Here is a 13,098-nt window from a genome sequence, read left to right on the forward strand (position 1 = left end):
GTCAGCCGCTGGGTTCAGGCGCTGCCGCGGCGGCGCTCGGTCCGCCTGCGAGAAGCGGCGATGAGAGTGAGCGCGACTCCGGCGATGAGGATGACGCCGGCTGCGAGCATGATGACCGCGGCGGTGGTCGCCCCGCCGTCGGATGGGGCGAAGAGGTCGGTGACATAGCCGATGAGGAACGTCCCGGCCCCGGCGTAGACGACGATGTTGGCGACCTTGCCGAGTCCGGTGGCCGGGTTCTCGGCTGAGTCGGTGAACTCGCGGCGCGAATCGTCGTGGCGGGTGCCGCCGGAGGTGACGTCGTGCTCGGCATCACCGTCATGGTCACCGGTGCCGTCGTCGAAGGACCCGGCGACCGTGCTCGCCAGCTGCAGGCCGAAGCCGGTGGCGATGAGCACGGCGGCGACGGTGAGGACGAACTCCTGACCAGCCGGCGGCCCGTCGCCGAAGAACCTGAGCAGGAAGCTGATGAGCGCACTGAACGCGACGATGACCGCACCTGCGAAGATCGCCAGATACCCGGACCTACGCATGACTTCCCTCCCGCTCAGCAGCCGTAGGTGCTGCATCCGTCGGCATGGCCGCCGCGCGATCCTCGGCGATTGCGGCCTGCGGGTCGATGCCGAGCGCGGTGCGCATCGGCGCGAACTTCGCACCGGTCTCGACCAGCTCGGTCAGCGGATCGGAATCGGGCATGATCCCAGCCCCGGCGAAGAGCCGGATGCGGTTGCGGGCCTCGAACTGACCGCACCGCAGCGCGATGCCGAACTGCCCGTTGCCGGCCGCATCCATCCAGCCCACCGGCCCGGAGAACCGGCCCCGGTCGGTGCGCTCGTACTCCGCGATCGTCGCGGCGGCCAGCGGCGTCGGCACCCCGCCGATCGCAGCAGTCGGATGGACCGCCTCGGCGACGGCCAGCGCGGTCGGCACCCGCCCGTCGCGGGCTGTCAGCGTGCCGTGGGCGTCAGAGGCCAGGTGGATGACATTGGCCAGCTGCAGCAGGTGCGGCTCCTCGTCGACGTGCAGCTGATCGGTCAGGCGGGTCAGCGGCGCGACGATCGACTCGATCGCATACCGGTGCTCCTCCTGGTCCTTGGCCTTGCCCAGCAGTTCGCGGGCCGCGGCGAGTTCGGTTCGCGGATCGTCCTCGACCCGGTAGGTGCCGGCGAGCACCCGAGTGGTGACCCGGCCGTCCTCGACGCCGACGAGCAGCTCGGGGGTCGCACCGATGAGGCCTGCGACATCGAAGGTCCAGCAGCCCGGATAGGCGGTATTCAGTGCCGCCAGCAGGGCGCGCACATCGATCTCATCAGGAGTCTCGATGAGCTCATCGCGGGCGAGCACGACCTTCTTCAGCGCCTGCGCACCGGTCTGCTCCCGCATGAGCGCACTCGCTCGGGCGACGATGTCGAGGTAGTCCGCCCCGGTCGTATGACCGGGTTTCCGGGTCGCACCGACCGGCCGGCGGATCGGAGTCGGGGCGAGGACGAGCTCCGGCTCGCCGGCAGGGTCTGTGCTGTCGCCGGCGTCTGGGCTGCGCGTGCCGAGCGGTTCGATCGAGGTGAGCCACACGCGCCCGTCACGACGGCCGAGCAGATAGCGGGGGATGTCGATGACCGAGGTGGCCTGCGACTGGGAGGAGAACGTCACCGCCGAGAAGCACATGAGCCCCGAACCCGGCAGGCCGACCGGGTCGTCGATGTCCGAGGTCGCCACGATCTGCTGCCAGGCCCGGTCGAGATCGGCGAACCGGCGGGCACCGGTGGCCGTCAGCCGGGCGGCGCGGCCGAAGCCGACGAGTCCGGAGGTGTGCCGCACCCAGCAGGAGAACCCTGAGGCCGGCAGCTGGGAGATGAACTCCTGCGGCGTCGTCGGCAGTCCGTGGGTGAAGGGCACCGGGGCATGGGGGCTGAGGCCGTCGATGAACCATGAACGCACCGCAAACCGCGGCAGCCCAGGGTCGTCATCGCTCACATCGATGCTGTCCATATTCATGCCATCCTACGTGCTCACCGGCCCCGGCGGCAGGCACCGCAAGCAGTCCGCGTCACACCACCGGGCCCCGATTGGCTCCCGGGCGGCTCAGTTGAGACGATAGGGCAATGAACCGGGCCCAGCTGGACAAACAGGCCGCCGACGTCGCGTCGATGTTCGACGACGTCGCCGAGCGCTACGACCTCACCAACGACGTCATGACCTTCGGGATCTCGCGCCTGTGGCGCATCGCCAACACTGAGGCGGTGGACCCGAAACCAGGTGAGAAGATCCTCGATCTGGCCGCCGGGACCGGCGCCTCGTCCGTCCCCTATGTGCGCGCCGGCGCCGAGGTGGTGGCTGGCGACATCTCCGAGGGGATGCTGGCAGTCGGTCGTAAGCGCTACCCGGACATCGAATTCGTCTATGCCGACGCACTCGACCTGCCGTTCGATGACGATCACTTCGATGCGGTGACGATCACCTACGGCATCCGCAACTTCCAGGACGTCGACGCGGCACTGACCGAGATCCTGCGCGTCCTCAAGCCCGGCGGCCGGCTCGTCATCGCCGAGTTCTCCACCCCAACATTCGGACCGTTCGCCGTGGCGTACAAGGAGTACATCATGGCCGCGCTGCCGGCCCTGGCGAAGGCTGTGAGCTCGAACCCCGAGGCCTACGTCTACCTCGCCGAGTCGATCCGCGCCTGGCCGGACCAGGACACCTTCGCCCGGCAGATCTTCTCAGCCGGCTTCGACCAGGTGAAGTACCGCAATCTCACCGGCGGCATCGTCGCCATCCACCACGCCCTCAAGCCCGCCGCCGGGCCCAACCCGGCTGGCCACGCGACGGCATGACCCACATCGACGCCGACGTCGTCATCGTCGGTGCAGGACCGGCCGGCTCGACCGCAGCCGCTCACCTCGCCCAGGCAGGCTTCGACGTTGCGCTTCTGGAGAAGGCCTCCTTTCCGCGCGACAAGATCTGCGGCGACGCGCTCACCCCGCGTGCCGTGCGCGAAACCCAGCGCCTCGGCCTCCCGACCCGTCGCGAGGACGGCTGGCATCCCAACCGCGGGCTTAGGCTCATCGGCGCCGGCCACCGCCTGGAGATCGACTGGCCCGACGTGCCCGGCATGCCCGATCACGGACTCACCCGCCCGCGCATGAAGCTCGACGCCGACCTCGCCGGCTTCGCAGCCGCGTGCGGCGCGCGCCTGCATGAGAACACGATGGCCACCCATCCGATCCTCAGCGCCGACGGCTGGGTCACCGGCGTCGCGGCCCGGGCGACTGACGAGCGCGGCCGCAAGACCGGCCCCGAAATGGCCTTCCGCGCCCCGGTCGTCATCGCCGCCGACGGCGTGTCATCCCGCATGGCCGTGGCCATGGGCATCGAGAAGCGCGACGACCGCCCGATGGGCGTGGCTGTGCGCACCTACCATTCCTCCCCGCGCCATGACGATGACTACATCGAAAGCTGGGTCGAACTCACCGCACCCACCCAGACCATCGCCTCGGGCCAGGCGACCGGTGGCGAGGTGATGCCCGGCTACGGCTGGCTGTTCCCGCTCGGCGACGGCACCGTCAACGTCGGACTCGGGATGCTCAACACCTCCCCGGCCTTCGGGCAGGTCGACTACCGGGCGGTGCTGCGTGACTGGATCGCAGCCATGGGTCACGAATGGGACATCGACGAGTCGACCGAACTGACCCCGGTGCGCTCAGCGGCCCTGCCGATGGCTTTCAACCGCACCCCGCACTTCGACCGCGGCATGCTGCTCATCGGCGACGCCGGCGGAATGGTCAACCCCTTCAACGGCGAGGGCATCGACTACGGCATGGAAGCCGCCCGCATCGCCGCCGAGGTCATCTCCACCTACGCCCGCTATCCCGAGGCCGCCCGCCGGCGCCGCCTGGCCGAATACCCGGCCGCCGTGCGGGAGAGCTTCGGCTCCTACTTCACCCTCGGGCGGGTGTTCGCCGAGCTCATCGGACGCCCCGAGCTCATGAACCTCGGCATCAAGTACGGTATGAGTAGCAGGCTGGTGATGACCTTCGTGGTCAAGCTGCTGGCGAACCTCTACGACGACGGATCCACCACCGACCGGGACGCCTACGACTATGTCATCACCGCACTGACGAGGCTGACACCGGCGACGACGAATGACTGAGGGCTGACGGGACGGACATGACGAAGCATTCGACACCCATGACGGGTCCGCTGTCGCCGGTCTCCTTCACCGGCGCCGGATCCGAGCTCAGCGCTGCCCTGACAGCGCGCCTGGACGAAGTCGAGGAGTTCCTCGACATCGCCGTCACGCAGACTGACAAGCTGCCGAACGAGACCTCCCATCATCTGCTGCGCGCCGGCGGCAAGCGGGTGCGGCCGATGCTCGTGCTGCTCGCCGCCGAGTACGGCGACTCGGCCACCCGCGATGTTGTCAAGGCCAGCGCGGCCGTCGAACTCATCCACCTCGCGACCCTCTACCACGACGACGTCATGGACGACGCCCCGGTGCGCCGCGGCGCACAGGCCGCACACGAAGTGTGGGGCAACTCGGTGGCGATCCTCACCGGCGACCTGCTCTTCGCCCGCGCCTCGCTGCTGTCTGCCGAACTCGGCCTCGAAGCCGTCGAACTCCAGTCACGCACCTTCGAACGCCTCGTCCTCGGCCAGCTCAACGAATTCGTCGGCCCCCAGCCCGGTGACGACCCGATCGAGCACTACCTCAAGGTGCTGGCTGACAAGACAGGTTCGCTCATCGCAGGCTCCTGTGAGTTCGGGCTGCTCGCCGCCGGCGCGCCGGCCGAGCTCGTGCCGGTGCTGCGCGACTACGGCGAACGCGTCGGCGTGGCATTCCAGCTCGCCGACGACATCATCGACCTGACCTCGGATTCCGAGACCTCCGGCAAGACGCCCGGCACGGACCTGCGTGAAGGCGTGCCGACCCTGCCGGTGCTCTACCTGCGCCGCGCCGCCGCTGCCGGTGACGTTGAGGCGCAGCGCATCGTCGAACTGCTCGCCGCCGACCTGTCCTCCAATGAGGCGCTCGAGACCGCGCGTGCCGCACTCGCCGCCCACCCGGTGACCGCCGAGGCCCGGGCCGAGGCGCGCCGCTGGTCCGACGCCGCCGTCAGCGCCCTCGACGCGCTGCCGGCCGGCTGGATCAAGGACAGCCTCGCCGAATTCGCCGACACCGTCGTCTCCCGCGTCGCCTGAGACTCACCTGGCCGCCGGCGGCTCCTCCGCCTCCGGCGGGGGATGCTCGGGCCGATTGGCCTTGCGGATCTCGCGGCGCCGCTGCGCCTGGGTAGCGCGCAGCATGTCGACGGTGAGCATGACGACGGCGATCCAGATGATGATGAACCCGATCCAGCGGGCCAGCGGCATCTGCTCGCCGAGCACCGTGATGCCGAGGATGAACTGGATCGTCGGGGTGACGTACTGCATGAGCCCCACCCACGACAGCGGCACCCGCCGGGTGGCGGCACCGAAGAGGATGAGCGGGATCGCGGTGATCGGGCCGAGTGCGAGCATGATAAGCAGATGCCCGGTGCCCTCGGTGCCGAAGTGCGAGGCACCGGTGACGGTGAGGTAGATGATGTAGGCACCGCAGACCGGGGTGAGCACCGCGGTCTCGACTGTGAGCCCTTCGAGCGCACCAACCCTGCCGCCGACCCGGTTCTTGATGAGGCCGTAGAGGCCGAAGGAGAACGCCACGAGCAGCGCCAGCCACGGCATCTGCCCGTAGCCCACCGCGATGACGACAACAGCCAGGCAGCCGACGATGACCGCCGCCCACTGCAGCTTGCGCAGCCGCTCACCGAGGAAGATCACCCCGATGAGCACCGTGACGAGCGGATTGAAGAAGTAGCCGAGCGAGACCTCGACGACGCGGTTGAGACTGACCCCGAGGAGGAACCCGAACCAGTTGATCGACACGACGATCGCGGCCAGGGCCAGGGTGCCGAACACGCGCGGATCGCGCAGTGCGGTGAGCACCCGCCGGAACCCGCGGGCGAAGATCAGCAGGATCGTGCAGAACACCAGCGACCACAGGATGCGGTGGGCGAGGATCTCCAGCGGGGTCGCCGGGGCCGCAGCGGCGAAGACGAGCGGCATCCCACCCCAGAACAGGTAGCCGGAGAGGCCGAGCACGAGGCCCGAGCGGCGGCGGGCGGATTCCTCGTCAGTCAGCTGGCGTTCAGTCACGAACGGCAGTCTAGTCCACAGCAGGATCGCTGCTGTGACTTCCCGCATACTGACCGTCTGAGATGTCGACATCACGCGCGTGGACGTTAGAATCGAGAGTTGACTAGGTGAAAGGTGTGTTATGACTCGTCCTCTCCGGGTGGCCATCATCGGCGCAGGCCCGGCCGGCATCTACGCCGCAGACCTGCTGACCAAGGCTGAACGGGAATTCGACGTCAGCATCGATCTCTTCGAACGCCTCCCCGCCCCCTTCGGGCTGGTGCGCTACGGCGTGGCCCCTGACCACCCGCGCATCAAGGGCATCACCAACGCCCTCATCAAGGTGCTCGACCGCGGGGACATCAGGCTGTTCGCCAACGTCGACTACGGCACGGACATCACGCGTGAGGAGCTGCAGGAGCACTACGACGCCGTCATCTTCTCCACCGGCTGCTTCATCGACGCCCAGCTCGACATCCCGGGCATCGACCTGCCGCGCTCCTACGGGGCTGCTGACTTCGTCAACTGGTACGACGCCCATCCCGACGTGTCGCAGGAATGGCCGCTGGACACGAAGGAGGTCGCTGTCATCGGCAACGGCAACGTCGCCCTCGACGTCGCCCGCGTGCTGGCCAAGCAGGCCGATGACATGCTCACCACCGAGATCCCCGACCACGTCTACGAGGGACTCAAGCGCTCCGAGGTCACCGACGTCCACGTCTTCGGCCGCCGCGGCCCGGCCCAGGCGAAGTTCACGCCGCTGGAGCTGCGCGAACTCGGCCACGTCAAGGACGTCGACATCATCGTCTACCCCGAGGACTTCGAGTTCGACGAAGCCTCGATGGCCCAGATCCACTCGAACAACCAGACCAAGCAGGTCACCAAGACGCTGACCGACTTCACCCTGCGTGAGCCCACCGGCGCCAAGCGGCGTCTGCACCTGCACTTCCTCCACGCCCCGGTCGCGGTGCTCGGCGACGAGGAGACCGGCGTGACCGGCCTGCGCACTGAGCGCCAGGAGCTCGACGGCAAGGGCGGGGTCACCGGCACCGGCAATTTCGTCGACTGGCCGATGGACGCGATCTACCGGGCCGTCGGCTACTTCGGCACCCCGCTGACCGAACTGCCCTTCGATGAGCGCAAGGGCGTCATCCCGAACCACGAGGGCCGCGTCGTCGACGCGCTCTCGCAGGCCGAATCCGCTGACGCCCCGTGGCTGCCCGGCGTGTACGCCACCGGCTGGATCAAGCGCGGGCCCGTCGGGCTCATCGGCCATACGAAGGGCGATGCGCTCGAGACGATCACCCACCTCATCGAAGACCACGTCGCCGGCCGCCTGCCGAGCCCCTCGGCACCGGACGAGGACGCGATCATCGAACGCCTTGCCGCCAAGGGCGTCGACTACGTCGACTGGGAGGGCTACCACCGACTCGAAGCCGCCGAGAAGCAGCTCGGCGAGCCCCACGGCCGTGAGCGCATCAAGATCGCCACGCGTGAGGGCATGCTCGCCGAAGCCCGCCGCGCCGTCGAGGCAGCCGACCCCGTCGCCGTCGGCGAAAGCTGATCGTGGGTACCGGCCTCGGGCCCGGAGTTCGACCTCCACTACGTCCGCCGGCCGGCAACCGGCGCCCGCCCAGCCGGCCTGCCGATCGTCATCATCCCCGGCGGGCCGGGTCTCGGCTCCCTCGTGCCGTTCGCCGGCCTGCGGGCCCGTGCCGCCCGCGCCGGTCTCGACGTCATCATGATCGAGCACCGCGGCATCGGCCTGTCCCGCTGTGACACAGACGGTGCGGATCTGCCGCGTGAGGCGATGCGCGTGGCTGCGGTGGCCGATGACATCGCCGCTGTCCTGGATGCGGAATCCGTTCCCGAGGCGGTGCTCGCCGGATGCTCGTACGGCACCTATGTGGTCCAGGCCTTCGCCGCCGGCCATCCCGCGCGCACCGCCGCCCTCGTCCTCGACTCGGCGATGATCGACGCGAGCTTCCCGCAGCGCATCGAGGACTACAGCCTCCAGCTGCTCGTCGACGGGCACCCGCCGGCAGAGCTGGGCGAGATCGGCCCGGTGCCCGGCATCGCCGGGCCCGTCGATCCTGCCGCTGACCTGCCCGAGACCGAGCGGGTGGCGATGAAGATCCGCGACCTCGCCGGCTCCCAGCTCATCGGGCAGCAGGACCTCGGCCGCATGGTGCGCACTGTCTTCGAGTTCGCCGGGGTCGGCGCACTCGACCGGCTGCTCAACCAGATCGCGCTCGGCCGCGCCGGGTGGACGCAGGCGATGCTGACGAAGCTCACCACCGCCGAGCTCGAATCGCGCAGACCGCACATCATGGAGTTCGACCTCGTCGGTGAGATCGCGGTGCGCGAACTCGGCTATGCGCTGCCGGGCCGCGGCAGCCTCTTCGACTCCTCAGCGGACTTCGGAGACGCAGGCGGCCGCTTCACCCCGTTCGCCGGAGAGCCCTATGATCTGCCGGCAGCGCTCAAACGGCTGCAGGCCCCGGTGACCGTGATCTCCGGGAATCGCGACCTGCGCACTCCACGCAGCATCGCCGCACGCGTCGCAGCTGAGGCACCCGACGGTGCGCTCATCCCGGTTGCCGACCACGGGCACAGCGCTCTCGACACGCATGCTGGGCTGTTCCTCGCCGTCGTGACCGCGCATGCCGCCGGCCGGCGCCCGCGGGCAGATGAGCTGGCTGCGGCCAGCGGCCGGCGCTCCGGTTCAGGCTCGCACCGCCTCGGCGGGATGCTGCGCGCCAGCCTGCTGGCCGACCGGCTGCGACCGGTCAGTCAGCGACCCGGTCAGCGGTAGTTGGTGAACTGCAGGTCGACGTCGAGGTCCTTGCCCTTGAGCAGGGCGATGACCGCCTGCAGGTCATCGCGCTTCTTCGAGCTCACCCGCAGCTCCTCGCCCTGGATCTGGGCTTTGACGCCCTTGGGGCCCTCATCGCGGATGATCTTCGCGATCTTCTTCGCGTTCTCCTTGTCGATGCCCTCCTTGAGGTGACCCTCCAGGCGGTACTCCTTGCCCGAGGCGTACGGGTCGCCGGTCTCGAGGGACTTGAGCGAGATGCCGCGGCGCACGAGCTTGGACTGGAAGACATCGAGCACGGCCTTGACGCGGTCCTCGCTCACCGCCTTCATCATGATCGACTCGCCGGACCATTCGATCGAGGCGTCGGTGCCCTTGAAGTCGTAGCGGGAGCGGATCTCCTTCGCCGCCTGATTCAGGGCGTTGTCGGCTTCCTGCCGGTCGACTTCGGAGACGATGTCGAATGACGATTCGCTGGCCATGGATCCTCCTGGAGACGGTGACGGTTCGCACACCAGTCTAGGCGCTGAGGCGATTGGCGTTTCGGCCGCGAAGCTAGTATTCTTCCATAGGTGCTTGAGCGCGCATGCGCGTCAAGCAGACACCTGGCAGGTTGCCCGAGCGGCCAAAGGGAGCTGACTGTAAATCAGCCGGCATTGCCTTCATAGGTTCGAATCCTATACCTGCCACAGCCAAGGCCCGAGGCGTTCTCGCCTCGGGCCTTCGCCGTCGCCGGGACTATGCCGTCGCCGGGCCTGTGCGGCCGGGTTCGCAGGATGGTGCCGGCTGCGGCTCACCTGGTGCTCGGTTCGTCCTCCGCCTCGGCCTCGCTGAACGCCAGGTCCGCGATCTGGCGCAACCCGGTCATATGCGCGTCATAGACCTTCCGGCCGGCCGGGGTGAGGCTCAGCCACGTGCGCGCCCGCTTGCCGACGAAGCCCTTGCGGACTGCCACGATCTCCTCGTCTTCGAGGGCGGAGATGTGCTTCGACAGTGTCGAATCGCTGACGCCGAGCTGCTCGCGGATCGTGCGGAAGTCCGCCCGCACACAGCCGTGGAGTCCGGCGACGAGGGCCAGCCGCGTGGGGTTCGTCAGCAGCGGGCACAGCTGCGCAATCGCATTCTGGTGGGTGCTCATCATCGTTCTCCTGTCTGGCGGCTCACGCACGGCGGCGCAGCACGGCCATCGCCACGGTGGTGACGAGGATGATGAAGCCGGCGGCGAGGTCAGCGTACAGCGGGGCGGCGAGCAGGTTCGCTGCCATCGCCGCGCCGATGTAGGCGCCCACCTGCAGCACGAGCACGGTGACGAGCAAGATAGTGTCCCGGCGCGCCCACGAGCGGGCGGCGGAGTAGATGACCGCGCCGGGGATGAGCAGCGCGAGGGACAGCAGGATCCGCAGGATGAACAGCGGTGAGCCTCCCGCCTCGGCGTCAGCGGCGACGACGAGTGATCCGGCGGTCATCGCGGCCCCGGAGGCCAGAAGACCGGCGGCCAAGGGCAGCGTGTTGGCATGCGCGGAGGTGGTGTGCGCCTGTTCTGCTGCGGCGAGTGATGTGCGGGCTTCGGCTGGGTCGGGGTGCTGGTGGGCGTGTGCTGAGGTGCTGTTCGTCATCGTGACTCCTTCGTCTCCTCATCTGTCGTCTTCTGCAACTGATGTCAGAGTATCAACCACTTTCCAGGATGGCAAGTAGTTGAGGTGAGGGAATCTGATCGGCTGCGCCTCAGCGCTGTGTGGCGTCCTCTTCCGCAACGCGGCGCCGACGGCGAGCCACGAGCAGCGCGGTGATGCCGGCACCGATCGCCACCAGCCCTGCCGCCAGGAGCAGCAGCGTCTCCGCTCCGGTGCGCGGCAGCGGTGCCCAGCGGTCGGCCTCGTCATCGCGCGGCGGGCTGCGCTCGCCGTCCTCGGAGTCGCTCTCAGGTCCCGGCGGGGTGGTCGAAGCGGACGGATCCGGCCCGGGCTCATCGCTCGGGTCCGCACTCGGATCGGTGCTCGGGTCAGGGCTCGGCTCAGACGTCGGCTGCGGATCGGGATCGTCTTCGCCGCTGAGCTGGAGGACGAGATCGAGATCGAGGTACCGCGACTGCGTCGCGTTCGGCGCCGAGAACGGCAGCACGGCCTCGGCGTCGAGACGGGCAGTGGCCTGCGGGGCGAGCTTACCGAGGTCGGCGGTCAGAGGCTCGGCGCGCAGCCGGCGGACGGTCGCAGAGCTCCCGTTCATGCCCACGGCGATCGCATCGTCGATCGCTGCCGTGTCCGCCGGACCGATCCAGCGCATCTGCACGCGAACGGCGATCGGCACATCGGCGGCATTCCTCAGCCATACCGTGTCGTCGACGCGGTCACCGGGGGAGAGGCGATCGACGCTGTCGAACAGCTGCCGGGGCAGCTTTGGCGCCCAGTTCTCACCGTCGACGGAGACGTCGATGGGAGCTGATGCCGAGGCGGTGGTCGCCGTGGCAGGCAACACGTCCAGAGCAAGAGCGAAGGCTGCGAGGGCAGCCAGCAGGGCGCGTGCGACCCGGCGCGCGAGAGCGTGCTGTGAGGCGGAGGTCTCAGGCATCGGTGCGCGCCTCCTCGGCGTCGGTGCAATGCTCACCGGGTGCGGTCTCATCCTCGGAATCTGGGCGGTGCCGTACGCGGTCGCGGCCGGCGAGCAGCAGCTGCCAGATCGCGTAGCCGATGAGTGCCAGGCCGATGACGGTGATCGCGGCGATCTTCGCCGGTCCGTCGATGCCGAGTGCGATGTGTCCGACGTAGGGGAGGTGGTAGACGACGACGCCGCGGATCTGCTTGGGAAGCACCGCCTCCGGGTCGGGCGCGTTGTTGGCATCGCCCTGGGTGGTGAAGGACTTCTCGCCGGCTCCGTTGACACCGATGCCGGTGACCCGGTGAGTGACGAGCGTGTCGTCATCAGGGTTGGGCATGAACGTGATGACATCGCCGACGGAGACCTCGGCCGCGCCGTCAACCGGTTTGACATAGACCTGCGAACCCGGCGGGATCGCAGGCTCCATCGACCCAGTCAGCACTGTCAGCGGCACCCATCCCATGAGGCGGGGAACGACGACCATCGCGAGCAGCAGCAGCGCCAGAGCAGCGGCAACGCTCCACAGGAGCCACGTGAGGAGCGTGCGCATCACCACTGCCTCCCCGGGACGTTCGGGGCGCCGGTGAGATTTCCAGGCGTGGTGAAGGTGCTGTGGCAGAGGTACTGGTTCTTAAGCGGGTCCGAGATGCCGTTCCACGACAGGTCCCACCCCTGCGCCGCAACGAATCTTGTCTGCGCGGAGTTCTTCAGAACACCGACTATGGCGAAATCACGGTGCTTCCGGTCGCCGTCCAAAGCTGGGTCGCGGATGATGGCGCGTTCGACGTACACATGACGCTCTGACGCAGGGATGTTGCCACCGGGATACTCCGGAGCCAAGATGCGATCACTGGGACGCACGTGGTAGCCGTTGGTGATCTTGGACCAGGACCCGCCGGTCGGCTTGCTCCAGACTTCCCACCGGTCGATGACAGACGTGTCGACGGCGCTGGAGCCGCTGGAATCTGGCCACACCCACTGCAGCCGCATGTAGCCGCGCAAACTGGACATGCGTCCGGGCTGACATCCGGTAACTCCGTTTGACGTGATGGAGGGCGACGGTACTGGCTGCGGCATGCTGACGCGGTAGAGGCTTGTGACCGACCCAGATTCACGGCCATCGGTCGACAGCGTCTGAGCCGGGCCGATGTCGGTGACGGCTTTCATGCCGGCGCCGGCGAAGCGGCGCAGCAGGGTGCGACGCTCGTCCACCGTCGACGAAGCGGTGTTGAGCGCGACGTCGATGCACATGTGGCGGGTCTCACCGGCTGCGAGCATGAACGTCGCATCACCGGCCGGCGGAGTGAAGAGCCCATTCGCTGGCGGAGCCTGTCCGGCTTCCTTTGCTGTCCAGACCTGCTCCCGTTCGCTGCTCATGCACGTCTGCCCAGCCGGGGCGAGAGCGAAGGTGATGCGGGAGTTGCGCACCGGCTCGAGTTTCGAGTTGAATCGCCCTGGGTTTAATGGAGACATCGTTAACCCGGAAGGATGGGCGGCATGGTCGCACCACGGAAGTACCC

At 68.4% G+C, this 13,098-nt stretch carries 14 protein-coding genes and 1 tRNA gene; 6 read left to right on the top strand and 9 right to left on the bottom strand.

Translation table 11 applies throughout. From position 1 onward, the window contains the following. Window positions 1–14: 14 nt before the first annotated feature. Both B4E96_RS00295 and B4E96_RS00300 read right to left on the bottom strand, forming a co-directional pair. On the bottom strand, window positions 15–533 hold the full coding sequence (locus tag B4E96_RS00295; protein WP_286955872.1) for a hypothetical protein: 519 nt from the start codon (window positions 531–533) through the stop codon (window positions 15–17). Beyond that, window positions 526–1,989 (bottom strand): isochorismate synthase, encoded by a 1,464-nt coding sequence (locus B4E96_RS00300; RefSeq protein WP_286955873.1) that lies wholly within the window; start codon window positions 1,987–1,989, stop codon window positions 526–528. Before B4E96_RS00300 ends, B4E96_RS00295 begins: the two co-directional genes overlap by 8 nt. A gap of 113 nt (window positions 1,990–2,102) precedes the next feature. On the opposite strand from B4E96_RS00300, the gene B4E96_RS00305 reads away from it, so the two are divergent. From B4E96_RS00305 to B4E96_RS00315, 3 genes are read left to right on the top strand one after another with little or no spacing between them, the layout of a single operon-like run. After that, window positions 2,103–2,831: a demethylmenaquinone methyltransferase gene (locus tag B4E96_RS00305; protein WP_165884646.1), complete on the top strand. Its 729-nt coding sequence runs from the start codon at window positions 2,103–2,105 to the stop codon at window positions 2,829–2,831. Next, window positions 2,828–4,147 (top strand): geranylgeranyl reductase family protein, encoded by a 1,320-nt coding sequence (locus B4E96_RS00310; RefSeq protein WP_286955875.1) that lies wholly within the window; start codon window positions 2,828–2,830, stop codon window positions 4,145–4,147. Before B4E96_RS00305 ends, B4E96_RS00310 begins: the two co-directional genes overlap by 4 nt. A 38-nt stretch (window positions 4,148–4,185) precedes the next feature. Beyond that, a complete protein-coding gene (locus tag B4E96_RS00315) occupies window positions 4,186–5,196 on the top strand; it encodes a polyprenyl synthetase family protein (protein ID WP_286955877.1) in 1,011 nt (336 codons plus the stop codon). Window positions 5,197–5,199: 3 nt separating this feature from the next. Here the strand turns inward: B4E96_RS00315 and rarD are convergent, their stop codons facing one another. Next, window positions 5,200–6,189, bottom strand: coding sequence for an EamA family transporter RarD (gene rarD / locus B4E96_RS00320; RefSeq protein WP_286955880.1), 990 nt, complete (start codon window positions 6,187–6,189; stop codon window positions 5,200–5,202). Between the two features lie 121 nt (window positions 6,190–6,310). On the opposite strand from rarD, the gene B4E96_RS00325 reads away from it, so the two are divergent. Next, window positions 6,311–7,732, top strand: coding sequence for an FAD-dependent oxidoreductase (locus tag B4E96_RS00325; RefSeq protein WP_286955881.1), 1,422 nt, complete (start codon window positions 6,311–6,313; stop codon window positions 7,730–7,732). A gap of 93 nt (window positions 7,733–7,825) precedes the next feature. Continuing rightward, window positions 7,826–8,983 (top strand): alpha/beta fold hydrolase, encoded by a 1,158-nt coding sequence (locus tag B4E96_RS00330; protein WP_286955894.1) that lies wholly within the window; start codon window positions 7,826–7,828, stop codon window positions 8,981–8,983. On the opposite strand, the gene B4E96_RS00335 is transcribed toward B4E96_RS00330, so the two are convergent. Continuing rightward, on the bottom strand, window positions 8,974–9,465 hold the full coding sequence (locus tag B4E96_RS00335; protein ID WP_102161404.1) for a YajQ family cyclic di-GMP-binding protein: 492 nt from the start codon (window positions 9,463–9,465) through the stop codon (window positions 8,974–8,976). The two genes, B4E96_RS00330 and B4E96_RS00335, sit on opposite strands and share 10 nt — an antisense overlap. A 125-nt stretch (window positions 9,466–9,590) precedes the next feature. Here B4E96_RS00335 and B4E96_RS00340 point away from each other — a divergent pair. Further along, window positions 9,591–9,672 (top strand) — tRNA-Tyr (locus tag B4E96_RS00340). A 104-nt stretch (window positions 9,673–9,776) separates the two neighbouring features. Here B4E96_RS00340 and B4E96_RS00345 read toward each other — a convergent pair. The 5 genes from B4E96_RS00345 to B4E96_RS00365 all read right to left on the bottom strand — a co-directional run. Then, entirely contained in the window at window positions 9,777–10,121 is a 345-nt protein-coding gene (locus B4E96_RS00345) for a transcriptional regulator (protein ID WP_191724881.1), read from the bottom strand. Window positions 10,122–10,143: 22 nt separating this feature from the next. Beyond that, the gene (locus B4E96_RS00350) at window positions 10,144–10,599 is read right to left on the bottom strand and encodes a hypothetical protein (RefSeq protein WP_286955886.1); all 456 of its coding nucleotides are present in this window, start codon (window positions 10,597–10,599) and stop codon (window positions 10,144–10,146) included. 109 nt (window positions 10,600–10,708) lie between these two features. Continuing rightward, complete coding sequence (locus tag B4E96_RS00355) at window positions 10,709–11,551, bottom strand: LPXTG cell wall anchor domain-containing protein (RefSeq protein ID WP_286955887.1); 843 nt, start codon at window positions 11,549–11,551, stop codon at window positions 10,709–10,711. Further along, window positions 11,544–12,128 carry a signal peptidase I gene (locus B4E96_RS00360; RefSeq protein ID WP_286955889.1) on the bottom strand — a complete coding sequence of 195 codons (585 nt, stop codon included), beginning with the start codon at window positions 12,126–12,128 and terminating at the stop codon, window positions 11,544–11,546. Before B4E96_RS00360 ends, B4E96_RS00355 begins: the two co-directional genes overlap by 8 nt. Next, window positions 12,128–13,098: hypothetical protein (locus B4E96_RS00365; protein ID WP_286955891.1), on the bottom strand; the 971-nt coding region annotated here is incomplete at its 5' end. The genes B4E96_RS00365 and B4E96_RS00360, both read right to left, overlap by 1 nt.

This window comes from Brevibacterium sp. UBA7493 (assembly GCF_002479565.1).
Classification (GTDB): domain Bacteria; phylum Actinomycetota; class Actinomycetes; order Actinomycetales; family Brevibacteriaceae; genus Brevibacterium; species Brevibacterium luteolum.